At 64.6% G+C, this 25,615-nt stretch carries 31 protein-coding genes; 8 read left to right on the top strand and 23 right to left on the bottom strand.

Annotated features, from left to right (window positions below; translation table 11 throughout):
- The 6 genes from ACZ1JY_RS08500 to ACZ1JY_RS08525 form a co-directional block, all read right to left on the bottom strand.
- Positions 1-369, bottom strand: coding sequence for a twin-arginine translocation signal domain-containing protein (locus tag ACZ1JY_RS08500; protein ID WP_168905147.1), 369 nt, complete (start codon positions 367-369; stop codon positions 1-3).
- The gene (locus ACZ1JY_RS08505) at positions 369-779 is read right to left on the bottom strand and encodes a c-type cytochrome (RefSeq protein WP_465129003.1); all 411 of its coding nucleotides are present in this window, start codon (positions 777-779) and stop codon (positions 369-371) included. The genes ACZ1JY_RS08500 and ACZ1JY_RS08505 overlap by 1 nt, the downstream gene beginning before the upstream one ends.
- On the bottom strand, positions 776-2,368 hold the full coding sequence (locus ACZ1JY_RS08510; protein ID WP_465129004.1) for an FAD-binding oxidoreductase: 1,593 nt from the start codon (positions 2,366-2,368) through the stop codon (positions 776-778). Before ACZ1JY_RS08510 ends, ACZ1JY_RS08505 begins: the two co-directional genes overlap by 4 nt.
- Positions 2,369-2,441: 73 nt before the next feature.
- The gene (locus tag ACZ1JY_RS08515) at positions 2,442-2,939 is read right to left on the bottom strand and encodes a DUF3237 domain-containing protein (protein WP_084279875.1); all 498 of its coding nucleotides are present in this window, start codon (positions 2,937-2,939) and stop codon (positions 2,442-2,444) included.
- 8 nt (positions 2,940-2,947) lie between these two features.
- Complete coding sequence (locus tag ACZ1JY_RS08520) at positions 2,948-5,128, bottom strand: PQQ-dependent dehydrogenase, methanol/ethanol family (protein WP_465129005.1); 2,181 nt, start codon at positions 5,126-5,128, stop codon at positions 2,948-2,950.
- A complete protein-coding gene (locus ACZ1JY_RS08525; protein WP_465129006.1) occupies positions 5,128-5,985 on the bottom strand; it encodes a DUF8021 domain-containing protein in 858 nt (285 codons plus the stop codon). Before ACZ1JY_RS08525 ends, ACZ1JY_RS08520 begins: the two co-directional genes overlap by 1 nt.
- A gap of 88 nt (positions 5,986-6,073) precedes the next feature.
- Between ACZ1JY_RS08525 and ACZ1JY_RS08530 the strand changes: the two genes are divergently transcribed.
- The 3 genes from ACZ1JY_RS08530 to ACZ1JY_RS08540 all read left to right on the top strand — a co-directional run bounded on the left by ACZ1JY_RS08530 (position 6,074) and on the right by ACZ1JY_RS08540 (position 7,793).
- Positions 6,074-6,463, top strand: a complete 390-nt coding sequence (locus ACZ1JY_RS08530; RefSeq protein WP_465129007.1) for a nuclear transport factor 2 family protein — start codon at positions 6,074-6,076, stop codon at positions 6,461-6,463.
- Positions 6,464-6,476: 13 nt separating this feature from the next.
- Positions 6,477-6,929, top strand: coding sequence for a nuclear transport factor 2 family protein (locus ACZ1JY_RS08535; protein ID WP_465129008.1), 453 nt, complete (start codon positions 6,477-6,479; stop codon positions 6,927-6,929).
- Between the two features lie 123 nt (positions 6,930-7,052).
- Complete coding sequence (locus ACZ1JY_RS08540; RefSeq protein WP_465129009.1) at positions 7,053-7,793, top strand: SDR family oxidoreductase; 741 nt, start codon at positions 7,053-7,055, stop codon at positions 7,791-7,793.
- Here the strand turns inward: ACZ1JY_RS08540 and ACZ1JY_RS08545 are convergent, their stop codons facing one another.
- The 9 genes from ACZ1JY_RS08545 to ACZ1JY_RS08585 all read right to left on the bottom strand — a co-directional run bounded on the left by ACZ1JY_RS08545 (position 7,794) and on the right by ACZ1JY_RS08585 (position 13,445).
- Positions 7,794-8,003 carry a hypothetical protein gene (locus ACZ1JY_RS08545; RefSeq protein ID WP_465129010.1) on the bottom strand — a complete coding sequence of 70 codons (210 nt, stop codon included), beginning with the start codon at positions 8,001-8,003 and terminating at the stop codon, positions 7,794-7,796.
- 112 nt (positions 8,004-8,115) lie between these two features.
- Positions 8,116-8,475 carry a hypothetical protein gene (locus ACZ1JY_RS08550; RefSeq protein ID WP_118073086.1) on the bottom strand — a complete coding sequence of 120 codons (360 nt, stop codon included), beginning with the start codon at positions 8,473-8,475 and terminating at the stop codon, positions 8,116-8,118.
- 43 nt (positions 8,476-8,518) lie between these two features.
- Positions 8,519-9,433, bottom strand: coding sequence for a class II glutamine amidotransferase (locus ACZ1JY_RS08555; protein ID WP_168905141.1), 915 nt, complete (start codon positions 9,431-9,433; stop codon positions 8,519-8,521).
- Positions 9,433-10,395 (bottom strand): cyclic nucleotide-binding domain-containing protein, encoded by a 963-nt coding sequence (locus ACZ1JY_RS08560; RefSeq protein WP_465129011.1) that lies wholly within the window; start codon positions 10,393-10,395, stop codon positions 9,433-9,435. The genes ACZ1JY_RS08555 and ACZ1JY_RS08560 overlap by 1 nt, the downstream gene beginning before the upstream one ends.
- A 31-nt stretch (positions 10,396-10,426) precedes the next feature.
- Positions 10,427-10,867 carry an SRPBCC family protein gene (locus tag ACZ1JY_RS08565; protein WP_118073083.1) on the bottom strand — a complete coding sequence of 147 codons (441 nt, stop codon included), beginning with the start codon at positions 10,865-10,867 and terminating at the stop codon, positions 10,427-10,429.
- A 17-nt stretch (positions 10,868-10,884) separates the two neighbouring features.
- Complete coding sequence (locus ACZ1JY_RS08570; RefSeq protein WP_346766761.1) at positions 10,885-11,541, bottom strand: glutathione S-transferase family protein; 657 nt, start codon at positions 11,539-11,541, stop codon at positions 10,885-10,887.
- Positions 11,541-12,029 carry a VOC family protein gene (locus ACZ1JY_RS08575; protein WP_168905139.1) on the bottom strand — a complete coding sequence of 163 codons (489 nt, stop codon included), beginning with the start codon at positions 12,027-12,029 and terminating at the stop codon, positions 11,541-11,543. The genes ACZ1JY_RS08570 and ACZ1JY_RS08575 overlap by 1 nt, the downstream gene beginning before the upstream one ends.
- Positions 12,026-12,655: a glutathione S-transferase family protein gene (locus tag ACZ1JY_RS08580; protein ID WP_465129012.1), complete on the bottom strand. Its 630-nt coding sequence runs from the start codon at positions 12,653-12,655 to the stop codon at positions 12,026-12,028. The genes ACZ1JY_RS08575 and ACZ1JY_RS08580 overlap by 4 nt, the downstream gene beginning before the upstream one ends.
- Positions 12,656-12,797: 142 nt before the next feature.
- On the bottom strand, positions 12,798-13,445 hold the full coding sequence (locus tag ACZ1JY_RS08585; RefSeq protein ID WP_118073077.1) for a glutathione S-transferase family protein: 648 nt from the start codon (positions 13,443-13,445) through the stop codon (positions 12,798-12,800).
- 79 nt (positions 13,446-13,524) lie between these two features.
- On the opposite strand from ACZ1JY_RS08585, the gene cobS reads away from it, so the two are divergent.
- Positions 13,525-14,505 (top strand): cobaltochelatase subunit CobS, encoded by a 981-nt coding sequence (cobS, locus tag ACZ1JY_RS08590; protein ID WP_168905135.1) that lies wholly within the window; start codon positions 13,525-13,527, stop codon positions 14,503-14,505.
- Between the two features lie 23 nt (positions 14,506-14,528).
- Here cobS and ACZ1JY_RS08595 read toward each other — a convergent pair whose 3' ends face one another.
- The 4 genes from ACZ1JY_RS08595 to fmt form a co-directional block, all read right to left on the bottom strand.
- Positions 14,529-16,949: a putative bifunctional diguanylate cyclase/phosphodiesterase gene (locus tag ACZ1JY_RS08595; RefSeq protein ID WP_206065788.1), complete on the bottom strand. Its 2,421-nt coding sequence runs from the start codon at positions 16,947-16,949 to the stop codon at positions 14,529-14,531.
- Positions 16,950-17,029: 80 nt separating this feature from the next.
- The gene (locus ACZ1JY_RS08600; protein WP_465129013.1) at positions 17,030-18,139 is read right to left on the bottom strand and encodes a zinc-binding dehydrogenase; all 1,110 of its coding nucleotides are present in this window, start codon (positions 18,137-18,139) and stop codon (positions 17,030-17,032) included.
- Between the two features lie 3 nt (positions 18,140-18,142).
- Entirely contained in the window at positions 18,143-18,895 is a 753-nt protein-coding gene (gene truA / locus ACZ1JY_RS08605; RefSeq protein WP_465130889.1) for a tRNA pseudouridine(38-40) synthase TruA, read from the bottom strand.
- Entirely contained in the window at positions 18,892-19,797 is a 906-nt protein-coding gene (gene fmt / locus ACZ1JY_RS08610; RefSeq protein WP_465129014.1) for a methionyl-tRNA formyltransferase, read from the bottom strand. Before fmt ends, truA begins: the two co-directional genes overlap by 4 nt.
- A gap of 52 nt (positions 19,798-19,849) precedes the next feature.
- On the opposite strand from fmt, the gene recR reads away from it, so the two are divergent.
- Together recR and def are read left to right on the top strand one after the other, a co-directional pair.
- Positions 19,850-20,446, top strand: coding sequence for a recombination mediator RecR (gene recR, locus ACZ1JY_RS08615; protein ID WP_465129015.1), 597 nt, complete (start codon positions 19,850-19,852; stop codon positions 20,444-20,446).
- A gap of 130 nt (positions 20,447-20,576) precedes the next feature.
- Positions 20,577-21,143 carry a peptide deformylase gene (gene def, locus ACZ1JY_RS08620; protein ID WP_465129016.1) on the top strand — a complete coding sequence of 189 codons (567 nt, stop codon included), beginning with the start codon at positions 20,577-20,579 and terminating at the stop codon, positions 21,141-21,143.
- A gap of 15 nt (positions 21,144-21,158) precedes the next feature.
- Here def and ACZ1JY_RS08625 read toward each other — a convergent pair whose 3' ends face one another.
- Positions 21,159-21,569 carry a four-helix bundle copper-binding protein gene (locus ACZ1JY_RS08625; protein ID WP_465129017.1) on the bottom strand — a complete coding sequence of 137 codons (411 nt, stop codon included), beginning with the start codon at positions 21,567-21,569 and terminating at the stop codon, positions 21,159-21,161.
- Positions 21,570-21,717: 148 nt separating this feature from the next.
- Here ACZ1JY_RS08625 and ACZ1JY_RS08630 point away from each other — a divergent pair, with 148 nt between their 5' ends.
- Entirely contained in the window at positions 21,718-23,232 is a 1,515-nt protein-coding gene (locus ACZ1JY_RS08630; RefSeq protein ID WP_465129018.1) for a DNA recombination protein RmuC, read from the top strand.
- Between the two features lie 197 nt (positions 23,233-23,429).
- Complete coding sequence (locus ACZ1JY_RS08635; RefSeq protein ID WP_465129019.1) at positions 23,430-24,014, top strand: hypothetical protein; 585 nt, start codon at positions 23,430-23,432, stop codon at positions 24,012-24,014.
- On the opposite strand, the gene ACZ1JY_RS08640 is transcribed toward ACZ1JY_RS08635, so the two are convergent.
- The 3 genes from ACZ1JY_RS08640 to ACZ1JY_RS08650 are packed head-to-tail and all read right to left on the bottom strand — an operon-like array spanning position 24,015 to position 25,614.
- Positions 24,015-24,419: an META domain-containing protein gene (locus tag ACZ1JY_RS08640; protein WP_465129020.1), complete on the bottom strand. Its 405-nt coding sequence runs from the start codon at positions 24,417-24,419 to the stop codon at positions 24,015-24,017.
- A 54-nt stretch (positions 24,420-24,473) separates the two neighbouring features.
- Positions 24,474-25,277, bottom strand: coding sequence for a TrmH family RNA methyltransferase (locus tag ACZ1JY_RS08645; RefSeq protein WP_465129021.1), 804 nt, complete (start codon positions 25,275-25,277; stop codon positions 24,474-24,476).
- A 40-nt stretch (positions 25,278-25,317) separates the two neighbouring features.
- Positions 25,318-25,614, bottom strand: a complete 297-nt coding sequence (locus ACZ1JY_RS08650; RefSeq protein ID WP_039331581.1) for an HPr family phosphocarrier protein — start codon at positions 25,612-25,614, stop codon at positions 25,318-25,320.
- Position 25,615 lies beyond the last annotated feature (1 nt).

A 25,615-nucleotide genomic window follows, 5' to 3' on the forward strand; every position in this document is an offset into this window, starting at 1 on the left:
CTAGCGCGCAGTCATCGTCCAGAGGAAAAGATGCGTGCGGCCGGAGAGGGGGGCGGCAGCACGAATCTCTTCCGAGAGACGCAAACCCTGCGCCTCCATGACCCCTCTTAGCGCAGTCCAGTCGCTCCAGCGTGTGAGCCCTGTCACGACTTGAGGGAATTTGATCGCACGCGCAGCATCCGCCGAACTTAGGGCAAGGTCGATCGACCGGCCCGGAGCCCTTGTTGCCGCGAAGGCAGCGGATTCAGGAATGCGGCTGTCAAACACCACCAGTGGCCGCGGGCTCGCCACGGCTGCCATCGCGGGCGTTGCGACAACAGCGCCTGCCAGTGCACTGCCCTTCAGCATCGAGCGACGGGAAACGCGCATCAGCCCGCCTTTCCGAGGTACTTCGCCACGGCATCAAGCTCGGCGTCGGTCAAATCGACCTTGGTCTGCTGCGGCATCGCGCCCTTGCCCATGCGGACCACGGTCTTGACGTAATCGGCAGTCAGGTCAATGCGGTTGGCGAGCAGGCCCTTGTCAGGGCTGTTGCCCGCCATGACCTGCTGCTTGGTCAGCAGGTTTGTGCCCATGCCGCCGGTCAGGTGGCAATAACCGCAATGCACCTCGAACAGCACCTTGCCATCGCCGCCGGGCTTGAGCCTGTCGCCTGTCGGTGCAACCGGGCGCATCTGGTAGGGCGGCGGGGGGCCGGGCGGTGGCCCCGGAGGTGCCGCAAAGACGGCGGTTGCGGCAACGCCGAGCGCCGCGACGAGAACGAGCGAAGCGCGGTTCATACCCCAGTCCCCTTGGCGTTGCTCCTGCCGCGCGCGTCCGCATAGGCCGCGGGCCAGATGCCCTGCTTGCCTGGCGCTATGATGCCATTGGGATCGAGCGCGTTCTTCACCTTCTCGCCGAAGCGACGCAGCGCGTGGTTGTTGAAGTCGAAGGTTTCCATCACCGGATCCATCCAACCGAGGTGCGTGCGGTATTCGGCATAACCGGCCTTGGCCGTCTCGGTGATCAGCGCGTCGAACAGCTTGCGCATCTTGACCACCTCGGCCGCATTGTCGCGGTCGTACATCAGCATGTTGACGTTGTTGGCAAAGCGCCCGCCGATGGTGAAGCTGGCATAGAAGTCGACGTCGAAGTCGGCGATGATCTTGCGGCTGCGCGCCATCTGATCGAGCACGTGCTTGCCGGTGGCCGGGACTACTGGCGAGAAGCCCATGTGCGCCCCGCGTCCGCCGATCCAGTCGGACATCTGCAGCGGCACGGCTGATGGAATGCCCATCGTCGTGTCGACACCGTGGATGTAGTCCCCGGGATGCCACCAATGCTCTTCGGGAGCGGCGGCCAGATTACGCTTCATCGCCGCCTTGACCACTTCGGCCTTGGCCTTGACCACGCTTTCCTCGCCATAAAGGCGCAGCGCGACCTGCCAGTAGCCAAGCTTGTGCTCCTTCAGCAGTTCCTCAACGCGCCATTCGGGGATGGCCGATGGCTTGTCCCAGAAGTCCTGCCGCTGGCCCTTGAGGACCATCTTGCCCAGCCACGACGGTATGAACACGTTCTGGTCGATCAGGCCCGAAATCTTGAGCGGGGCGATGGTGTCGACCACCCAGCCGATGTCCTCGACCTTCGGGATGTCCCACACGATCTCGAGCGAGCTTTCCGGCGCAGGTTGCAGCCACACACCGGCCTTGGTCACCACGCCCAGGTTCGATTGCGAGAAGGCGAGGTCGAAGGTCGGGCCATAGCTCATCGGGAAGAGGTGCCAGGCCGGATTGTTGCTCATTGCGCCCATGCCGGTGCGGACAAGGTCGCCATCGGGCAGCACTGCCTCGATCCCGCAAAGATTGCGGGCGTGCAAGCCATAGGGCGTGTAGCCGATACCATGTTCGAGGGCGTTGCCCAGTACCGAGCCCCAGGCATTGCCCGGCACTGACATCCACAGCGGCGCCTTCTCACGCTGGATGTGCTCGTAAAGGTCGAAGAAGCCGACCCCCGGCTCGACCACGCAATAGGCAAGGTTGCTGTCGAGCTCGAGCACCTTATTCATCCGGCCAAGGTCAAGCACCACCGTGCCCGGCAGGCGCGGCGCGGCAGTGCCGTAGCCCAGGTTCTTGCCACGTGCCACGGGCCACAGCGGCGTCTTGTGCTCGTTTGCCAGCCGCACGATCGCGCGCACTTCCTCGACCGAGGCAGGCGCGACCGCAGCCGATGCCGGCCACTCCTCCGTGCTGCCGGGCGCGTAAGTGTCCGAATAGGCGTCGCGGTCGGCGTCCGAGTCCATCACCCAGTCCTTGCCGACCACGCCGGCGAAGGCGGTCATTGCCGCCTGGAACTGCTTGGGACTGACGCGCGGAGGCAGGTGCAGCTTCAAGGCGTGGACTCTCCCGTCACTTCTTTTCTAACAATTGTTATTGTTTGCAGCACTTGTGATATGCCGTCAAGCCTCACGTCAGCGCGTAATACTTCACGTAATTCCCGTCCGGCTTGCGCTCGCCCACGCCGATGAACACATGCCGCGTCAGCCAGTCGTGCTTGCCCTTGCTGGTCTCGAAAGTGGGCTGGGCGCGCAGGTAGTATTCCGCGTGCGGCACCGGCTCTCCCCCGGCAAAGGCCCAGGCACGCAGGCGGTCCATCGTTCCCGGCTCGCGGCCCCACAGGAAGCCCTTGTTCTGCATGTAGATCAGCGTGCCATCATCGACTTCGAGCACATAACGCGCGTCGAACACGGCTGTGTCGTCAGGCCGGAAGAACGCATAATCGCCGCCCGAATTGGGCACGGCCTTGCCCTTGAGACGCGGCCCCTCAAACTCGCCCTCATCGACATAGACCGCGCTGCGCATCCCGCCCGAAGGCAGGTCCGGCACCATCTGCACGCGGGTGAAGCGCAACCGGCAGGCGAAGGCGAATTCGAGGCGGGGATTGTCGAGCGTGGAGAAGTCCATGAGTTGCCTCAATAGTTCGAGAGGATCGTCAGGCTCGGCCCGTCGAGCGGCTTGCCGGCCTTCTGCTTGGCAAGTTCGTCGGCGCGGGTCTTGGCCTGCAGGTCAATCAGATAGGCTTGGATCGCGTCGGCATCGCCGGGCGAGAGGATATCGTCCCAGCGCGGCATGCCGTTCGGCGTCAGCAGCCCTTGCAGCACGATCTGGCGGAACGCCTCGTGCGTGCCCGGCTGCATCCGGCGCAGGTCGGGCGTGATCGAGCGCGGCTGGTTGGCGTGGCAAATGGCGCAGTTGCCAAAGAACAGCCCCTGCCCCTTTGCGATGGTGGCCGCGGTGACGCCGGCGGACTGTGCTGGCGGCTCGGGCGCGACTTCCAGCGGCGGCAGCAGATCGGGCATCGGCACCGTGCCGCCACCCAGCTTGAACACCAGCAACCGGTTCATGTTGCCGCGCGTGTAGGCAGCGGAATAGCGCGGCACGAACGGATAGCCGCCCCCGCCCCATCCGGCCATGACCGCGATGTACTGCACGCCACCGACCTCGTAGGTCATTGGCGCCGCCATGATCGGGGTGCCGGTGTCGATTTCCTTGAGCAGCTTTCCGGTCTTCGTTTCGCGCACGAACAGCTTGCCGGTGACGCCGCCATAGATGGTAAGGCCCGTTGCAGTCGTCAGCACGCCACCACGATCCTGCCAGCCAGCGGTGTCGGCCGACCAGACGGTCTTGCCGGTCAGCGGATCGATCGCGCGGATCTGCGCAGTGGCCGGTTGCCGCAGCGCTTCCTGATAGGCAGGCAGCTTGCGCACGGCATCACCGAACTCGGGCGGAAATGCCGCCAGTGCTTCCTTCACATCGGGCGTGAAGATCAGCGCCGCGTCGTTGTTGAGCCCGCGCGCCTTGAGCGGCTTGGCCCCCGGGGTCATGAAGATCAGGTTGCCCATGTCGAGCACGGCGCCAATGTAGAGCCCGGTGTCCGGGTCGTAGCTGGCCGGATGCCAGTTGCGCGCACCGGTCGTGGCCGGGAACACGATCTTCGGGCCGGTGGTATAGTCCGCCGCTTCCGGATCAAGGATCGGGCGTCCGGTTTTCTGATCGATGCCCTTGGCCCAGTTGGTGCGCACGATGGGATTGGCGCGCAGCAGCTTCCCGTCGCGCCGGTCGAGAATGTAGAGGTAGCCGTTCTTGGGCGCGTGCAGCACGACCGGGCGGTTCTCGCCATCGATGTCTATGCGCGTGAAGATCATCGGCTGCGTGGCGGTGAAGTCCCAGTTGTCGCCCGGCGTTTCCTGATAGTGCCACTTCATCCGCCCCGTCTTCGGATCGAGCGCGACGAGGCTGGCGAGGTAGAGGTTGTCCCCGCCCGCCGGCGAGCGCTTCGACGTCGCATAGGGCCCGCCGTTCCCGGTGCCGACGAGGACCAGCCCGGTTTCCGGGTCGTAGTTGATCGCATCCCACGGACTACCGCCACCGCCGATGTCCCAGCGGCTGTTCGGGTCCCAGGTCTTGAGCGCGGCTTCAAGCTCCGGCGTCTCCTGCGGCCCGAGCTTCGGATCGTGCGGCACGACATGCCAGCGCCAGCGCAGCTTGCCAGTGTCGAGATCGAGCGCAGTGACATAGCCACGCACGTCGTATTCCGCGCCGCCCATGCCGATCACCACGACATCGCCCGCAACTTCCGGGGCGCCAGTGGAATTGTCGCCCTTGGCGCGGTTCTCGATGAAGTCGCTCTTCCACACGACCGCGCCGGTCCGCGCATCGAGCGCATACACCCAGCCATCGAGCGAAGCGACGAACACCTTGCCCCGCGCTACGGCCACGCCGCGATTGACCATGTCACAGCACACCGTGCGGTTGACCTGCATGTCGACCTCGGGTTCGAACCGCCAGAGTTCCTTGCCGCTCGCCGCATCGAAGGCATAGGCTCGGCCCGCGGTGCCGGACGTGTAGAGCACGCCGTCGACAACGACCGGAGTCGCTTCCTGCCCCCGGAAGGTGTCGAGATCAGCCGCCCAGGCGAGGCCGAGTTGGCTGACATTCTGCGCATTGATCGCGGTCAGGCGCGAATGGTGCGTCTTGCCGGAATCGCCGCCGGGGCTCGTCCACTCACGGCCTGCCCCCTCGGTCAATGCTGTCGCGCCGCCAAGCGAACAGGCAGCCAGGCCAAGAAACAGGCTGGCAAGTATTTGGCGCATCACAACGCATCCCACGGTGAAGGCATGCGATACGGCACGGTGATGAAGTTCGCCTCGATCTGCTCGATCATGCCGTGGTCGATCTTGAACAGCTCAGAAATATAGAAGCTGTGCGGGCGCAGCACGGGGCTTTTCACGGTGCGCCCGTCGGTCAGCTGGAACTCCCGCAAGCGGCCGGAATGGTCGATGAAGCCGAACGCCAGCACCAGCCCGCGCTCCTCATCCACCAGCGGGAAGCGGCGGGCGCGCAAGTCGTCGTCGTAGCGGTAGTTGCCCATGCGGAACTGCTCTTCGCAGCCGAGCGCCGAGACCGGCACGATCTTGGCGAAATCGGGATTGCGCGTGGTCTGGACTCCGTTTTCCACCCGGTTGCAATCGGGGTGGAACTTCGTGTGGATCGCCCCGTCATTGCGCTGGAGCGTGTCAAAGTAGCCGTTCGACAGGCGCACCATTTCCTCGCGCGCAACCGGCGCTTGCGCTTCGCGGTGCAGGATCGGCTTGTCCCAGTAGCGGCAGTTCTCGAACTTGATGCCACTGTCGGACTGGCGGACGATCAGCATCTCGCACTCCACGATTTGCCCCGCTTCGTTCAGCCCCAGTCGCAGGGTGAAGGCGGATTCCTCGATGGGTTCGATCACCGTGCCGAAATAGCCCACCTGACCCGTCTTCACATCGGCAAAGCGCAACTGATAGTCGCCCAGCCGGTCGATAGTGCCCCAAACGCCGTCGCCAATTTCCAGCATGACGTTGTTCTCGCTGTGATGCGCGCCCGGCGCCCAATCGAGCGCGTGCGGATCGCGCGCGTTCAACGCTGCCAGGAACCGGTCAAGAACGGCATAGAGCTCAGCGCGGGTCATCGATTCTCCCAAGACAAATTGAGGCTTTGACGGCCTTCTCAGGTCAAGGCATACTCTACCAATTGTTATAAATAAAGGGGAGAGGCGCATGGCGCGGACACAGGCGGAACAGGCCAACCACGACCTCGTGCTGGAGATGTATCACAAGGTCCTGATCGCGATGGATAGCAGCGCGGTCGACCGCTACATCGCGCCGGGTTACGTCCAGCATTCCTCGCTGGCCGAGCCGACAGTAGAGGCGCTCAAGGGCTTCCTCGACGGCGTGCGAGCCGAATCGCCCGAGGCCACGCAGACCATCCACCGCAGCTTCGTCGATGGCGACCATGTCATCACCCACACCCATGTGGTGCGCTGGCCGGGCGATCCGGGCCTTGCCGTGGTCGATATCTTCCGGGTGGAAGACGGCATGATCGTCGAGCACTGGGACGTAATTCAGGATGTTCCGGCCCAGCCGGTCAACCCCAACAGCATGTTTTGAAGGGAGAAGAACGATGCGCCTCGTATTCGCAGCAATTGCCCTCGCCCTCACCGCCAGTGCCGCGCAGGCGAAGGAATGCAAGCTGACCCCGAAGCAGGTCGTCAGCAACTTCATGGACGAGTTCTACATCCAGAAGAAGGTCCGCTCCTCGTTCGAGCGCTGGGTCGATCCCGGTTACATCCAGCACAACCCCTATGCCGCCACCGGCCGTGATGCCGCCATCGGGTTCCTCGAGAAGTTCGTGGCCGAAAACCCCGGCCAGCGCACGACGATCCACCGCATCATCGCCGATGGCAATCTTGTCGCGGTCCATAGTCACGGCTGGATGGAAAACGGCGACGCAGCGGCCAAGCGGGGCTTTGCCGTGGTTGACATCTTCCGTGTCGAGGGCTGCCGGGTGATGGAGCATTGGGACGTGCTTTCGCCCGTGCCGGAGGCTTCGGCCAATACCAACACGATGTTTTGAAACTGCCTGCCCGTCATCCCGGCGCAGGCCGGAATCCATAACGGCGCAATCGTGCGGTACAGAGAGGCAATGGACCCCGGCCTGCGCCGGGGCGACGAAGAATTGGACCAGGAGCAGCGAACTATGCGGTTCGACAACAAGTGCGTGGCAATCCTTGGCGGCAACGCTGGCATCGGCCTTGCCGCAGCGCGAATGTTTGCCGCCGAGGGTGCCAAGCTCGCCATCACCGGGCGCAACGCCGAAACCTTGCGTGCGGTGGCCGAAGAGCTTGATGCCCTGTGCGTCCGCTCGGACATGGGCGATCTGGCCCAGACCGAGGCCGCTTGGGCCGAGATCGAGGAGGCTCTGGGCGGAATCGACGTGCTGTTCGTCAACGCTGGCGTCGGCGGGTTCGCCATGGTCCCCGACGTCACGCCCGAGTTCTGGGACCATATCCACACGGTGAACCTGCGCGGCGCGTTCTTTGCGATCCAGAAGGCGCTGCCAATGATGCGCGACGGCGGGTCGATCATCATCACCGGCTCTATCGGATCGACCGCCGCGGTGCCGGGCAATGTCGCCTATGCCGCCGCCAAGGCTGGCCTCAGGGCGATGGCGCGCATCGTCGGCAAGGAACTGCTGCCGCGCCGTGTCCGGGTAAACATGGTCAGCCCCGGCCCGACCGACACCGAAATCTTCAAGCGCGACGCCACGCCCGAGGAGGTTCAAGGCATGCGCGACATGCTCTCGTCGGTCGTGCCGATCGGCCGCATGGGCACTGCGGAAGAAGTGGCGCGCGCGGTGCTGTTCCTCGCCAGTGCGGAGGCCAGCTTCATCAACGGCGTGGACCTCAGCGTCGATGGCGGGTGCATCGAACTGGGCTGACTACTGGTTCGGCCCCGCCTCGGCCGCGCCCTTCAGCGTAGTGCCTGTGCTATCTGGCAGCGTCCAGATGATCAGGTTCACCACCATGATCCCGGCGAGCGTCAGCATCAGCATCGGCCGCTTGCGCTCACCCCGGCGCAGCAGGAACACCGCCCCACCGACCAGAGCAATGGTGGCCAGCATCATCAGCGAAAGCGCGGCATCAAGCATGCAGGATTCCTTGAATGCGGCACCGGCCCGCTCCCCCGGCCCGACCACCCGGCAGTGCCTCCTATGGGTGGTCGGGCCGGGGGAGCGGGCCGGTACCGCCAATCAGAATCCGTTAGCGGCTGAACAGCCCCTTGGCCATACCGGCAAGATCGTCGAGCGGATTGCCGTCGCCGTCCCTGTCAAGGAACGCCGAAACCTTGCTCAGCGCATCGGGATTCTGGCCGAGCGCCGAGGCAAAGCTCGCCAATGCGCCCTCGCCGCCGATATGGCCGACGATCTCCTGCAGCTTCGAAGCATCGAGCCCGGAATTGGCCGCTGCCGTCTCGATCGTGTCGCCTTTCGACTGGTGCCCCGCCGCCAGCGCCGCAATCGCGTTCTCGGCCATGTCGGGATCGATGCCGACCTTTGCCGCAAGGTTCTTCACATCGACATTGCCGGCCACCTGGCCAAGGATCGAATCGAACAGGCTCATTGGAAATCCCCTTCTCTACCGCATGCAGAGTAACAGGCGTCAGTCAGACTTCCAGAGCGTGAATTTCCGCCCGCCGCCTTGCCCCATCGCGCCGCACCAGCAACGCCGAATACTCCGGCACCTCGATCCACGTGGCGAAATCGCGGGTCAGCGGCTCGGAAGCGACAATCACGCTGTCGGCATCGATCGCGCCGCCGGTCAACTTCCATTCGCCCTCGTGCAGGCCATAGTCGCGCCCGCAGGTGTACCACATCGAGAGATACTCGGAGCTGCCCTGCAGCGCGCCCGCATCGAAGTGCCCGAAGTCGAAAGTGAAGCGCACCGCAGCGAGGTTGGTGCCATCGCAGAACATCAGGTTGGTCGAACTCGACCGCGTAATCCCATGCCGCGCCCGCGCCTCGCGCAGCACGCTCAAGGCATGGCGGATGGCGGCGAGGATGGCGTCCGGCTCATTGATCCCGCCCGGATCGGGCAGTGCCGAGACGACCAGCGCATAGATCCATTCGCTGTCGGTAGAGCCCTGGATCTGCCTGGCGAACTCGGGCCGGATATGCGGGGCAAGATCGAAGCGCATGTCGCGAAATCCCGCAAGATCACCGTTGTGCGCCATGGACAGGGGCACCCCATCAAAACGGAAGGGATGGCAGTTCTGCTCGTTGATCTGGACGGTCGAGTTGTAGGGCACGCCACGAATGTGCGCGAGCAGTGCGGAGGACCGCAATTTGCCCGCCAGCGCCTTCAGGTTCCGGTCGAACAGCGCGACTTGCGTCGTGCGATAGCGGAAGGGCACGTTGGGGGCATGGCTTGCTTCGTCCCACGCCGCCATGCCGAAGCCTGCCAGATTCAGCATCTGCAGCATCTGCGCGCCGATGGTCTGGTTGAGCAGCGAGGAATCAGGCGCATAGAGCAGGTCGTCGAGCAGGACCGGCGTGCCGAGATAGCTCAGGATGCGGCACATCAGCCCAGCTCCCCGGCATGGTTGAACCGCGCCAGAGACAGCGAGCGCCCGAGATGGCGATTGGCCTTGCGCTGGTCCTGCACCAGTTGCCGACCGAATGCGGCGTGGAGCGCGGGCAGCCACGGCGGCGCCTCTCTCTCCAGCGCGGCCAGCGTATGGCCAGGAAGATGGACAAGTTGCGCCTGTTCCGCCGCCGTCACCAGCAGGGGCTGCGGCCCGCCGTCGCTGTGGCCGGTCAGGCCGACAAAGCAGCCGGGTCCGAACACGAAGACCTGCTCCGCCATTGCGCCCCGTGGCACCGCTGCGCGCACTGCCCCGCGCAAGACAAGAAACAGGCCGTCCTGGCTATCGCCGGGAGCAGCGACCTTAGCACCCCGCCGCGCTTCCAGCAGCGTCCCCGTCCCCACAACATTCTCGATCCCCTTCAGGCGACCAAGCCCTCGCGCCAGCGCGGCAGCATCGACACGCGACGGGACCGGTCCCGGGCCGAAATGCAATTGCCGCAGCGAAAGAGGATCGAAATGCCCCTCGGAAACGATCCGCTCCAATGTCTGCCGAGTGCGCGCGGCCACGAGGCGGCGCAAGGCGTGGCCGAGTTGCATGGCCCAGTCCGAGCCATCGGCCAGCAGCGCCCGAAAGCGGCGGCCTGACACCACCAGCCCGCACGTGTCCTCAACCGCCTTGACCCGGGCCGAACGCGGGCCGTCGTCCAGCAGCGCAAACTCGCCCACGACTTCGCCGGGACGGATCGCCGAGATTACCGCATTGTCGTCACCCGGTATGCGCGCGGCGATTTCCAGCAGGCCTTTTTCGACAAGGTAGAGTGCATCGGCATGATCGCCTTGCCGGAACAGCACCTCCCCCGCGCCGACGGCAAACGGCGAGGCATTGCCCAGCAGTGCCGCCCACGTCTCGCGATCGAACCCGGCAAGTTGCGCCGGTGCCTGCGCTCTCTCTCCCATGGCGGGAGATTGCGCCTGCCCCGCCGTAACGTCAATCTGCCTCGGCGAGCGCCTGCAACTGGTCGGCGCAGGCGTTCCACCCGGCTTCGAAGCCCATCTCGGCGTGGCTCTGCATGGCCTCCTCGGTCCAGTGCCGGGCGCTGGCGGTATAGCGCGTGCCATCGCCCTCCGGCGCCACTTCCCAGATACCGATCATGAACGGTCCCGATGGCTCGAAGTCATGCGTCACCGCATCTGTCGTGATAAACCGCCGGCCTTCCTCCCAGGCGAGGAATATCCCCTCCTGCGGCATCTCCTCGCCATCCGGGCCGTGCATGACCATCGCCGACCGGCCTCCGGGCCGACGCTCCTGAGCGACCATGGTGATGTGCCACGGCTTGGGGCACCACCATTCCTCCTGCCGGTTGGCGAGCACGTCCCAGACCTTGACCGGGCTGGCCGCAATATACCGAGTGATCGAAAGCTCGTGCATGTCTGTCTCCTTGCATGTCAATCGCGATCGGGCGCACCAAGCGGGAAGTAGTGCCGGAACCGCCGGGCATCCTCGACGCAGCGCGCGACCGGCGGCAATGCCAGAAGGTGCGCGCGCCACGTCCGCAGGCGGGCGCAGTCATCGGGGATGCGCACCACCCAGTCGGCGTAGAACAGCGAGGGCGCGGCGGCGCATTCGATCAGGCTGATCGTCGCGGGCATCGCATATCCCGCCAGCCATGCGTCGATCCAGCGATAGGCGCGCGTGACGCGCTGCTCGACCCGCGCCTGCACTTCGGCCGAGACCGCCCCATGCCGGATCGCATCGTCGACGCTGTCCTGCATCGCGTTCATCACGTAATTGTCAAATACCCGGTCAATCATGCGCGTGCGGATCGCGTCGTCTGCTTCCACAGGCATGAGCGGCGCGGGACCGGGATGATGAAGCGCAAGATACTCGATGATCGAGGTCGCCTCGAACACCTCGCGCTGCCCATCTACCAGCAGCGGAAACTTGCCCATCGGACTGGCCTGCTGGACCCGTGCATAGGCGGCTTCGTGCTCAGGGTTTTCCGCATCAAGGCTATGGAATGTGAATGGCGTGCCATTGGCATAAAGCGCGATCAGCGCCTTCCATGTGTAGGATGAGAACGGGTGACCGTAGAGCGCGAGCATCAGGCTTCTCCTCGGACTGCGGCCTCAATCGCGGCATGATCGATCTTGTGCATGGTCATCATTGCGGTGAAGACGCGGGCGCGGACGGCGGGATCGCCATGGGCCATCCCGTTCGTGAGGACGCGCGGGGTGATCTGCCAACTCAGGCCCCACTTGTCCTTGCACCAGCCGCAAGCACTCTCGGCACCACCATTGCTGACGATGGCGTTCCAGTAACGGTCGGTTTCCTCCTGTGAATCGGTCGCGACCTGAAACGAGAACGCTTCGCTATGCGGGAACAGCGGGCCGCCGTTGAGGCCGATGCACGGAATGCCGAGTACGGTGAAATCGACTGTCAGCACCGTGTCGGCGGAACCGCCAGGAAAATCGGTCGGCGCGCGATGGCTGGCTCTGACATGGCTGTCGGGGAATGTTGCAGCGTAGAAACTCGCCGCCTCCTCGGCGTCGCCGTTGTACCACAGGCACAGCGTTACTGGAGGGACGGTCATGCCTGCATCTCCGCGATCAGCTTCATGTCTATGGCCTTGGCCTTGAAGTAGGCCGGTCGCGCCCGCACCCGCTCGAGATAGGCCGCGAACTCCGGCCGCTCTGGCAGCGACTTGAAGCCCACGCCCCAATCGACGTGGCTGCCGACATAGACGTCCGCCATGGTGAATCGGTCACCACAGACATAGGCGTTCTGCGCCAGATGCCCGGCCAGCGTTTCGACCGTGCGCTCGTAGCTGCCGAATCCGGCCATGCCCTGCTGACGTGGGTCCTTCGGATCAAAGCCGAGGCTCCGCGCCGTTACCGCCTGCTCCACCGGCCCAGCCGCGAAGAACGTCCAGCGCAGATAGGCCGCGCGCTCGTGATCCTGCGGACCCAGACCGAACTCCGGAAAGACCTCGGCCAGGTACAGGCAGATCGCCGCGCATTCGGTGACGACGTGATCGCCATCGTCGGCATGGTGAATGATCGTAGGCACCTTGCCCATCTGATTGGCGGCGAGGAACGCTTCCGGCTTGGCCTGCCAATCGACCAGCACGATATCGTAGCTGGCACCAACCTCATGCAGGGCCCAGCGCGCGATCTGCCCGCGCGACATGGGGTTTGTGTAGAATGTGAATTTCGACATAGGCCGACTCTCCCGGCAACCCGGTCCGCACCCTTTCGCGCGGCCGGTGTTATAGGGGAAAGGTCGGCCTCTCGTGGGGGCCGTGGCAAGCCCCATGCGGCGAAGCGAGTGCCGGGAGCCTAGAACAGCTCCCGGCCAGCTGTCACATGGCCATGATGCGCCGCGCAATCGGCTCTTCCATCGCCGCCACCGCCGCCCACGCTGGCCGCGCCGTGACACGCGCATACCACGCTGCCGTCTTGGGCCGCGTCGCTGCGTCGACACCGTGGCCAACATAGGCCAGCGTGCGGAACATCGAGGCGACGGCAATGTCGCCGAGGCTGAAGCTCTCGCCCAGCAGCCAGCCCTCGTCCGGCACAGCCGTTTCCAGCCAGTCCACCCAGCGCGGCAGTTCGGCCTCGCCCTGCAGGGCAATCGCCTCATCGCCACCGGTCTTGATCAGCTTCGGACCGACGAGGCGGTTGAACAGGATCTTGAGGCCCGACGCGCCCAGCACGGTGTCGGCAAACTCGTCCCAGAACACCGCCTTGCCGCGCAGTTTGGCATCGTCCGGGATCAGACGCGGTTCGGGGTATTGAGCATCAAGGTACATCGCAATCGCAGTCGAATCGGCCAGTTGGAAGCCGTCGTCGTCGATCGCCGGAATCTTGCCCAAGGGGCTGCAGGCGAGAAATTCGGGATCGCTGCTCCCCGGCCCGCCCCGTGCCAGATCGAAGGAAATGCCCTTTTCCGTAAGGACAACCGCCACCTTGCGCACGAACGGCGAAAGCATCGCGCCGTAGAGCTTCATCGAAATTCTCCCATTCTAACGGACAGGTTCCGTGAAACCTTATTGCAGCGCCGCGCCCGCCCGTATAGGCGAGGCAGCGATGAGCGAACTTCCGAACAGCCACGCGACGACGCTGCTCGCCGCGCCCGACACCGAAATCGATGTCCGCGAGACCTTCGGCATCGACATCGACATGAAGGTCCCCGCGTTCAGCCGCGCCGATGAGCGCGTGCCCGATCGCGATGAGACCTACGTGTTCGATCCGGACACCACGCTGGCGATCCTTGCGGGCTTTGCCTACAACCGCCGCGTGATGGTCCAGGGCTATCACGGCACCGGCAAGTCGACCCACATCGAACAGGTTGCCGCCCGCCTCAACTGGCCGTGCATCCGCATCAACCTTGACGCTCACATCAGCCGCATCGACCTCGTCGGCCGCGATGCCATCGTTCTGCGCGATGGCCTCCAGGTCACCGAGTTCCGCGAAGGCCTGCTGCCTTGGGCGCTGCAGACGCCGACCGCGCTGGTATTCGACGAATACGACGCCGGCCGTCCCGACGTGATGTTCGTGATCCAGCGTGTGCTGGAAACCGAAGGCAAGCTCACGCTGCTCGACCAGAACCGCGTGATCCGTCCGAACAAGCACTTCCGCCTGTTCGCCACCGCCAACACGGTGGGTCTGGGTGACACCTCGGGCCTCTATCACGGCACGCAGGCGATCAACCAGGGCCAGATGGACCGCTGGAACCTCGTCGTCGCGCTGAACTATCTGCCCGATTCGACCGAGGTCGAAATCGTCAGCAAGAAGGTGCCGACGCTCGATCCGAAGATCGTGGCCGACATGGTGCGCGTTGCGAACCTGACCCGCCAAGGCTTCATCAACGGTGATATCTCGACCGTGATGAGCCCGCGCACGGTGATCAGCTGGGCGCAGAACAGCCAGATCTTCAACGACGTCGGCTTCTCGTTCCGCCTCTCGTTCCTCAACAAGTGCGACGAGACCGAGCGCGTGCTCGTGGCCGAATACTACCAGCGCGTCTTTGGCAAGGACCTGCCCGAAAGCGTCGCACACCGCGGCTGAAACGGGTGACGGTTGCGGCGGGCTCAGGCCCGCCGGGCCTCCTGAATGTCTGCGCCTGGAAACGCGTCAGCCACAGGCTGGTATTCGGGCGTGAGGGGCGTGACAGCCTCAATGGCGCAGTCCTGCCTCGCAAAGCGTCGGGTAATCGGCAGGTCAGCGGCCGGAATTGCCCTGCTGATCAGATAGCCCTGCACCTGCTCGCAACCCAAGGCGCGCAGGCTGGCCAATTGCTCCTCGGATTCAACGCCCTCGGCGATGGTCTGCATGTTGAGCTTGCTCGCCAGATCCAGCACCGCCTCGATGATCGCGCTGCTCTCGCTACCGGCCTGCATTTCGGTGATGAAGCAGCGGTCGATCTTGATCTTGTCGAACGGGAAGCTGCGCAGATAATTCAGCGACGAATATCCCGTCCCGAAATCATCGAGCGCGATCCGCACGCCCAGGGCATGCAGGCGCTCAAGCTGTTGCAGGTGCTCGTCGCATTCCTGCATCAGCATCGTCTCGGTAATCTCCAGCTCCAGCCGATGCGGATCGAAGCCGCTCGCCGACAGCGCCGCAATCACCTGCTTGAGCAAGGTGAAATCCGCCATTTGCGCTGGCGACACGTTCACAGCCACCGTCATGTCCGCCGGCCAGGTAGCCGCTTCCGCCAACGCCTCGCGCAGAACCCATTCGCCCAGAGCAACGATAAGGCCGGTCTGCTCGGCAATCGGGATGAAGACGTCGGGCGGGATGAGTCCACGCTCAGGGTGTCGCCATCGCAGCAGGGCCTCGAACCCGGCAATCCGGTCTCCGGCAAGCTCATGCAACGGCTGGTAGTGCAGCTCGAATTCCCCATCGGCGAGGGCACTGCGCAAATCCAGCTCCAGCCGTCCACGCTCCTGCTTCAGTTCCTCCATGGCCGGATCATAGACGATCGCCGATCCGCGACCGCGCGATTTCGCCTCGTACAGCGCAAGGTCAGCGCTGCGCAGCAGGACTTCCGAAGTCGGCCCATGTTCGGGCGCAAACGCGATACCGACGCTTGCACCGATGCGAACGGTGCGGCGCTCGATTTCCATTGGCTGGCTAATCGCCTCGACGATTGCCTTGCCAGCCAGCCGCAGGTCTTCGATCGCATCGAATCTATCGACAATGCACGCAAACTCGTCGCCACCCAATCGCGCCACGAAATCCTTGCCGCCAAGGGCGGACTTGATGCGCCATGCCGCTTCAACCAACACGCTATCGCCGAACTGATGGCCCAGCGTGTCGTTCACCGCTTTGAAGTGATCGAGATCGACATACAGCACCGCGAACGGATTGTCCGCATCTGCACCGTCCAGCGCAGATTCCAGCCGCGATTGGAAATTGTGGCGATTGGGCAGGACAGTCAGGCTGTCATGGTCGGCAAGGAAGCGTACCTGGCTTTCCGCCGTATAGCGGTCGGTCACGTCTCTTATGAACAGACGGAACCCCGTATGCCGGAGGTCGTCATAGACCGGATTTCCCGTCACCGACCACCAGTGAAGATCCCCATCGATCACCACCGGCACAACCAAATCGTGAAATGGCTTGAGCTTTCGAGCTGCCACTCGCATCGCCTCTGTCTCCACCCCGGCGACAAGGAGATTGATGAGCTTGACGCCCTCAAGCTCGGCCGCAGTCCGGCCCAAGGCCGCGCATAGCCGGTCCGATGGCACAACGATCCGCCCGCTCGCGTCAGTTTCCAGCATCCAGTCGCTGGCGTGGGTCTCGTATTCGGTGAGCAGGCTTTGGATCGTCTCGTTGGCAGATTTCAAGCGCCGCGTCCGCAGGATGCGCGTGGCGAACATGTAGTGCAGGTTGAAAAGCATGACGTGCAGGGCAAGCAGCTGCAGCGCCATGACCGGCAAAATCAGCTCTCCACGCATATCCTGCCGGAACAGCAGGGCGATTGTGGTCAGGCCCAATGAGATCGTCTGCGAGATGATCCCGGCAACCGGCATCGTGAACTGCAGCAACAGTTCCAACTGCGCCAGCACCAGCACATAGATGATCAGCGCGCCAACCCGCTCCGTCGGCACCGCGATGATGCAGCAGGCGGTAAACGCCGCCAGGAATATCGCGCGCAGCCAGATGCCCTTCGCCCAGATCTCGACCATTTCGGATGGCGCGTACTGTCCGCAGCTTTCCTTCCGGCGCAGTTCGGTCAAGCCGACCCGCATCTGCGCGAGGAGCAGCACGGCGCAAACATAGAAGTGCCAAGTAAGGCCCGGAGCGCAAATCGCCAGCAACAACGCCATGCGCAGCGCTTCGAACAGGTTGCCGCTAAGGGAATTGATGTATTCCAGCTTGCGCCGTGCAAACCACTCGGCCTCGCCCGGCTCGATGTGATAGCGCAACAGATGCAGCAACGAGCCGGGCTGCGACAGTAGCCACTGCCACAGCCTTTCCAGCCCAATCCTGCCCCGAACCCTGTCCATCACTGCCGGATAGGTCACCAGCAGTTCAAGATTGCTGGCACAAAGCCTATGTAACCTTACGCAGGTGCCGGGTCATCAAATCAGGGGTTGATCAGATACTTCTCGCCGGTGCGGCGCGCATTGTACTCCAGCGCCGCTGCCTTGGTCAGCGCCTCGTCCAGCGTGACCCGCGCCTTGTAGTGGCTGGCAAAGGTCGTGGTGAGTTCTGCCATGACGCGGCGGCGCATCTTTTCGACGACTTCGGCACCCAGCTTGCCCATCCACGGCGTCAGCAACCAGCCCGAGACATCCCAGCTGAAACCGAAGTTGCGGGTCAGCACGGTCGGCGAAAGATCGAGCGCGCCATAGATGAACGCATGCTTCGGGCTGTTCGAGCCATAACGGCTGTAGGCTGCGCCCGAATTGGCGACCTGCTCCATCACCGTCATGATCTGGCTGACCAGCTTGCCGCCGCCGATCGCATCGAAGGCCATCGTCGCCTTGGTCGCGCCGATCGCGGCGGCGAGATCATCGAGGAACGTCTCCTTCGAACTGTCGACGACATGCTCGGCGCCGATCCCCTTCAGGATCGCAACCTGCGCATCGTTGCGCACGATATTGACGAGCGGAATCCCGTCAGCCTGGCAGATCTTCACCAGCATCTGGCCCAGGTTCGACGCCGCCGCCGTATGCACCAGCGCGCTGTGGCCAAGGTGGCGCATCGTCTCGGTGAAGCTCAACGCGGTCAGCGGGTTTACGAAGGCCGAGGCGCCCTGCTCCGCCGTCACGCCCTCAGGGAGTTCCAGGCACATGGCGGCGTCAGCCACAGCCAGCGTCGCATACATGCCGCCCGGGAAGCAGGTCACACGCTTGCCGAGGAGCGCTTGCGCTTCGGGCGCATCGCCCGCCGCGACGACCGTGCCCGCGCCTTCGTTACCCACCGGCATCGCAGCACCATGACGCGCGCTCATCGCGCGCACGGCAGGGTCCGGCATGCGCGCCACGATCTTGCCCGGGGAGAATTCCGCGTTCTCGATATCGGCAGGGCCGAACAGCAGGCCAAGGTCCGAAGGGTTGATCGGCGTCGCTTCCACGCGGATCACCACCTGCCGCCCCTCGGGCGCAGGCAGGGTGAAGTCTTCAAGGCTGACGGTCAGGGTGCCGTCGGAATCAAGCTGCGAGACGATGCGCTGGCCTTGAAGTTCGGTCATTTTTCACTCTCCGGGATATGTTGCGGAGACGAAGTATAGACCTTCGGCGGGCGCGTTAAGTCCTAATTTGCTACGGTCTTTTGCTGCGAGCGCTTCGGCCACTTGGGCCACCGGCCACTGTCCCTGCCCCACGAGCGCCAGACACCCGACCATCGAGCGCACCTGATGGTGGAGGAAACTGCGCGCCGCCGCCTCGATGATCACCCGGTCGCCCTCGCGCCGCACGTCAAGCCGGTCGAGCGTCTTGAGCGGACTGGCCGATTGGCAATGAACCGAGCGGAACGTGGTGAAATCGTGGTGCCCCACCAGCGACTGCGCTGCTTCATGCATCGCCGCAGCGTCCAGCGGCTTGGCGATACGCCATGCCCGCCCAAGCTCCAGCGTCAGCGGCGCGCGGCGGTTGATGATGCGATACTCGTACGACCGCCCGATGCACGAGAAGCGCGCATGCCAGTCGTCCGCCACCTCATGGCAATCCAGCACGGCGATCGGATGCCCGGCCAGCCGCAGCCGCGCATTCAGCGCCTCCATCATGCGGAACGGATCGAATTCGCGCGCCAGATCGAAGTGCGCCCGCATGCCCAGCGCATGGACACCGGTATCGGTCCGCCCGGCGGCGTTGAGTATCACGGCCTCACCGGTCACGGACTCGACTGCGTCCTCAACCGCCTGCTGCACACTCGGTCCGTGCGACTGGCGCTGAAAGCCCATGTAGGGCCCGCCGTTCCATTCGAGAGTCAACGCAAACCGCATCAGCCGAGCCGCGTCCCCGCCGCAATCGCCCGCCCGCGCAGCAGCGAGGCAGCGTCCATCGCCGGACGCCCTGCACGCTGGATCAATGTCGGCCTGATCGCGCCTGCGCCGCAGGCGATGGTGAGCGCTTCGTCCAGCGTCACGCCTGCTTCTCCCGTCCCATCGACGACTTCCGCCGCAAGAATGCGATACCGCTCGCCCTCAAGCTCGAAGAACGCCCCCGGCGCAGGCGCAAACGCCCGCACCTGCCGCTCCACGTCCACCGCATCGCGCGCGAAGTCCAGCCGGCTCTCCGCCTTGTCGATCTTGTGCGCATAAGCGACGCCCTCCTCCGGCTGCACCACGGGAGTATAAGCCGCAAGGTCAGCCAGCACCTCCACCATCAGAGCGGCGCCTTTCTCGGCAAGCTCCGAAGTCAACTCCCCCGCCGTCTTGCCACTCACCGGCGTCTCAACCTTGGCCAGCATCGGCCCGGTATCGAGCCCGCGCTCCATCTGCATGATGGTGACGCCCGTCGTCTTATCCCCTGCAAGGATCGCCCGCTGCACCGGGGCAGCCCCGCGCCAGCGCGGCAGGATCGAGCCGTGCACGTTCAGGCACCCCAGCCGCGGCGCATCCAGCACCGCTTGCGGCAGGATCAGCCCATAGGCCGCGACCACCGCCACATCAGCCTCCAGCGCCATAAGGGCGGCCTGCTCATCGGCGCCCTTCAGCGAAACCGGCGTGCGCACCTCGATGCCATGCGCGTCTGCCGCCAGATGCACCGGCGAGGGTTGCAGCTTCTTGCCCCGCCCGGCCGGACGCGGCGGCTGGCTATAGGCAGCAACCACCTCGTGCCCCGCTTTCACCAGCGCTTCCAGCGTCGGCACCGCGAAATCGGGCGTCCCCATGAAGATGATGCGCATAAGCTGTCTGCAAGGCCTTCCGTTTGTCGCCCCCGGCCCTATCTGTGCTGCCATGGCATCGCAAGAGATCGAGGCACTTTCCGGCGCATTGGCGCGCCTTCCCGGGCTCGGCCCGCGCTCGGCCCGCCGCGCCGTGCTGTGGCTGATCAAGCGGCGCGAGACGGCCCTGCCCCAGTTGCTCAACGCATTGACGCAAGTGCAGGAACTGCTGGTCGAATGCGAGGTGTGCGGCAATGTCGACACCACCAACCCCTGCGGCATCTGCACCGATCCGCGCCGCGACCAGCGTTCGATCTGCGTGGTCGAGGAAGTGGCCGACCTCTGGGCGCTGGACCGTGCGCGCCTATTCACCGGCAAGTACCACGTTCTGGGCGGCAAGCTCTCGGCCTTGGAAGGTGTGCGCCCGGAGGACCTGACCATCGGCCAGCTGCTCGATCGCGTGGCCCAAGGCGGGATCGACGAAATCGTCCTCGCCATGAACGCCACGCTCGAAGGCCAGACGACCGCGCACTACATCGCCGAACGGCTGGAAGACGCACCGGTCCGCGTGACGCAGCTCGCACACGGCCTGCCGGTGGGTGGAGAGCTCGATTATCTCGACGAGGGCACCTTGGCGCAAGCCTTGCGGGCGAGGCGGCCCGTGGCTTAGGACCCCACCCCGGAATGGAAACCGCCCTGTCACCTCCCCTCCCGCAGGCGGGAGGGGCCGGGGGTGGGCACTGGCGCAACGCCTGCGCACCGCACTTGCGAGTCCGGCCCACATTCCTTATCTGCCCCCCATGGCCATTCGCGAAATCATCGAAGTCCCCGACCCGCGCCTCAAGCAGGTCTCCGTCCCCGTCGAAAAGTTCGACGACGAGCTCAAGACGCTGGTCGAAGACATGTTCGAGACGATGTACGATGCCCCCGGCATCGGCCTTGCCGCGATTCAGGTGGGCGTGCCGCTGCGCGTTCTGGTGATCGATCTTCAGCCCGATGATCCCGATGCCGAACCCGTCGCCTGCGATCACGATGGCTACCACCATCACCACCAGCCGACCAAGAAGGAACCGCGGGTCTTCATCAACCCCGAGATCCTCGATCCGTCCGAAGAGCACAGCCTCTATCAGGAAGGCTGCCTCTCGGTGCCCGAAATCTACGCCGAGGTTGAACGCCCCGCCCGCATCCGCGCGCGCTGGCAGGACCTCGAGGGGAACACCCATGAAGAGGACTTGGACGGCCTGATGGCCACGTGCCTCCAACACGAGATGGACCACCTCGAAGGCATCCTGTTCATCGACCACCTTTCCCGCCTCAAGCGCAACATGGCGCTCAAGAAGCTCGAGAAGCTGCGCAAGGTCGCCTGACGCGATGAGGCCGCGTTATGCGGCCTCATGCACCTCACGATCCAAATCTTCCAGCGCCCGACGGCAATCGTCCGCGCATTCCCGGCACATCTGCGCGCAGCGGCGGCAATGGGCATGGTCGTGCTTCGCGCATTCCGCCTCGCAGATCTCGCAGGCCTTGATGCACACGGCAAGCTGCGCCCTGATCAGCTCGCGGTTCGAGCCGGTGCGGCGTATCGCGATCCGGCTGGTCGCCGCACAGACGTCAGAGCAATCGAGGCAAGTGCGGATGCACTGGTCCATGTCCATCGCCTCGGCAAGGCAGGCATCTGCGCACGAATTGCAGATAGCCGAGCAATACATCGCATGCTTCACAGCCAACCCCAGCGAGGGGTTGTAGTTACCGGTGACCTGCGGGTGTTCTGAAATCATCTTTTCGATCGACATGAGCGCTCTCCTTCGTTCGCAAGGACTTAGCGGGACGCGCGCCTTTCCGTTCCGCGCCCCGTCCTGCCTGTGGAACACGCCGGCTGAATTGGTTGCGCTAATCTGCCGGGCGCGATAGGTTCCCATTTCGTTCCTGCTGGAGAATTTCGTGGAATCTGCCCTGTTCGTCATCGTAGCGCTTGTAATCGGGCTGGGCCTCGGCTGGTTCTTTGGCTCCCGCCCTGTCGCCGAATGGCGCGCCCGGCATGACAGCCGCGATGCCGAAGCCAAGGCGCACGAAGGCCGGGTCAAGGAAATGACGGTCGATCTCGCGGCGACGGCAGAGCGCTCCAAGGCTTTGGAAGCCAGCCTTGCCGAGTTGCAGGACGTTCGCCGCCAACGCGATGAACTTGCTCCTGCCCTCGCCGCTGCCCGCCAGCGCGCAACCGATGCCGATCAGGTCCGCGCCGAACTGGCGCAAGTCCGTGCCGAGCGCGAAGCCTTACGCGCCGACCTCGAACGCATGAAGGCCGATGCCGAGAACTTTGCAGAGCAAAAGCGCCTGCTGATCGAAGCACAGGAAGCGCTGCGCAAGGAATTCGAGAACGCCGGCAACAAGGTGCTCGAAAAGGCCCAGGAAACCTTCCTCGCCCGCGCCCAGGCCCGCTTCGAGGAGAGCGAGAAGACCAGCGCCGAACGCCTGAAGTCCCTCCTCGCCCCGGTCGACCAGCGGCTGCGCAGCTACGAGGAGCAGGTGCAGAGCCTTGAGAAGCAGCGCGTGGACTCGTTCGGCCAATTGACCGGCCTCATCCAGTCGATGCGTGATGGGCAGGAAGCCGTCCGCGCCGCCGCTGCGCAGCTCGGCAACTCCTTGCGCAATGGCCCCAAGACGCGGGGGCGCTGGGGCGAACTGCAGTTGCGCAACGTGCTGGAACAGTGCGGCCTGTCCGAACACACTGATTTCATTACCGAGCATTCGGTCAACACCGAGGAAGGCCGCCTGCGCCCCGATGCGATCGTGCGCGTGCCCGGCAACAAGCTGCTGGTCATCGACGCCAAGGTTTCGCTTAACGCCTATCAGGATGCGTTCGAGGCAGAGGACGACGATACCCGCAAGATCGCTCTCAACGCCCACGTCCAGTCGATGCGCAACCACATCCAGACACTGGGCGCAAAGTCCTACCAGTCGCAGTTCGAGGAAGCGCCGGACTACGTGCTGATGTTCGTCCCCGGCGAACACTTCATCGCCGCCGCGCTGGAGCGCGACCCGACGCTGTGGGACTTCGCCTTCGAGCGGCGCGTGCTGCTCGCCAGCCCGACCAACCTCGTCGCCATCGCCCGCACCGTGGCGCAAGTCTGGCGGCAGGATGGCCTGGCTCGCGAAGCGCGCGAGATCGGCAAGATGGGCGGCGAACTTTATGACCGTCTTGCCGTCGCCGCCGAGCACCTCAAGCGCGTGGGCAGCGGGCTCGACAGTGCGGTGAGCAACTACAACAAGTTCGTCGGCAGCTTCGAACGCAACGTCCTGTCCGCAGGCCGTCGCCTCAAGGACAAGCACATCGAAATCGGCAAGCGCGAGCTGGAAGAAGTCCCCCTCGTCGAATCCGCTCCACGCTATGCCGAGGCAGAACCGGCAGCGCTCTCGGCAATTGCCAACGACGATGGAGACGTGGCGGCAGAATGACCCACAGGCTCGCCCGGCTCCTTTTGGCCACTGCCGCGCTTGCGGCTCTGGCCGGGTGCGGAAGCGGGAGCGAGCCTGATGCGTCGCCAGGCGCGAGTGCCTCCTCCCCAATCCCGCAACCGTCCCCACGGGCTTCGGAGGTCGTAGCAGAGCCTGAACCTGAAGCTAGCGAGCCCGCCACCCCCGCGCCTACTTCGGTGAAGGAAGCCCGCTACGCGCCGCGGGACGAGTGCCAGAAGCAGCCAGGCTGGCCTGCGTTCCACAAGGCCGTGGTCGCCGCGATCCGGAAGCGGGACGCGCAAGCACTATCCAAGCTCGCCGCCCCCGATATCGCGCTCGATTATGGCGGCGGCAATGGCCCTGCCGAACTGGTCAAGCGCCTCGATGACCCCGACACGAAGCTGTGGCAGGAGCTCGACGCGATCCTGCCGCTCGGCTGCGCCGTGCAAGGCGGGCTCGCCGCCATGCCGTGGGTCTTCTGGAACGTGCCGGAAGACATCGACAGCTACAGTGCCATGCTGGTGCTCGGCGACGACACGCCCCTGCTCGACAAACCCCTCGATAAGCCCGGCGGCAAACCCTCAGCGCAGGCAGGCTGGACGATTGTCGGCATCGATCCGATGGATTTCGACAGTGAAGCCAAGGCGATCCGCGTCACCACCCATGATGGCACCAAGGGCTGGATCGAAACGCGCAAGCTTCGCAGCCTGCTGGACTATCGCCTGATTGCCGAACCCAAGCAGGGTCAGTGGCAGATCACCGCCTTCATCGCCGGGGATTGATCAACCCGCGGTAAGTTCCAGATCTAGCGCATGACCGCCGGACACCAGCCGCATCGTCCGCCCGCGCCGCTCGATCTGGGGCGCAGCAGAGAGCAGCGCATTGACCGCCTTTTCCTGCTGCCACACCGGGCCCTCGCAGAACATCCGCGTCGCCATCAACGGCCCTGCGACCAGCCGGACGCCATCGACGCGATAGTCACCGCCGATCCCGTTGCAGCCGACGTTGGCACTCAGCCGCTCGTCCTCGAATTTCAGCGAAGCCTTCTCCGGCACCACCGGCGCCGCCCCATCGACGCGCAGGATGGTCCACTCTGTCCCGGACAACCCAGCGCTGCCCGAAGGCGCAGTGGCGCAACCGGCCATGAGCGAGGCCGAAACCGCAAGAAGAGCAAGAGTCGAACGCATGAGGCGACCATGCGCCCGCGCGACTGAGCGTGCGATTAACCGGTTGGTACGTGGTTATTCAGGCAGGCTGGCAAGCACTTCGTAGGCCAGCACCGCGCCTGCCACCGCCGCGTTGAGACTATCAGCGCGACCCTTCATCGGCATGGTCACGCGCAAGTCGCAGGCCATCTCGTAATCTTCGGGCAGCCCGCGTGATTCATTGCCGACCATCACGAAGCATGGGCTGGCGTAGGGCGCTCCGCGATAGGACACGGCCTCGCGCAAGCTGGCCGCCACCAGCTGCCCCTCGCCCTGACGCAGCCAGCCGAGAAATTCATCCCACCGCGCCTGCGCCAGCCGCTCGGTAAAGATCGCGCCCATGCTGGCGCGCACCGCCTCGACCGAGAACGGATCCACGCAATCGTCGATCAGGATCAACCCGCCTGCACCCACCGCATCAGCCGTGCGCAGCATCGTGCCAAGATTGCCGGGATCGCGCATGGCATGCGCTACCAACCAGATCGGCGCAGAATTGCGATCGATCAGGCCGATCGAAGTGTCCCACTCGGCAAACACCCCCGCCACCGCCTGCGGGTTCTCCTTGCCGGTAACCTTGGCCAGGATATCCAGCGGCAGTTCGATCACCTCGCCCCCGGCGCGGGTGACATCCGCCTCTAGCTCGTCGAGCAGCGGATGCCCCTCGCGCCCTTGCGCCATCAGCAGGATTTCCGGCAGCCGCCCGCCCTCGCGCGCGTCGGTCAGCAGGCGCAGCCCTTCGGCCAGGAACTTGCGCTCGCGCCGCCGGTGCTTCTTCTCCCGCAAACTGCGGACGAACTTTACCGTCGGATTGGAATAGCCGGTGATGATCTTGCGGGTCATGCCGCTGCCATGGGGCAGTGCAGCCATTGCGGCAAGAGGATCAATCCTCTCCGAAGCCGTCCTTGATCAGCCCGGTCAGCTTCATCAGGATCGCGTCTGCCTCGCCTTCAGGCCCGGCCACGCTCACATCGACAGTATCGCCCTTGGCCGCGCCCAGCATCATAAGCCCCAGGATCGAGGCGCCGGCGGCGTCGGTGCCATCCTTCGCTACTGTCACTTCGAACCCCGCCGGCAACTTGGCCACCGCGTTGACGAACTTGGCGCTCGCCCGTGCATGAAGGCCGCGCTGGTTGACGATCGTTACCGTCTCGCGGGTGACGTAACCCTGTTCTGCCATC

Source organism: Novosphingobium sp. BL-A-41-Hi4B-X5A, from assembly GCF_055521705.1.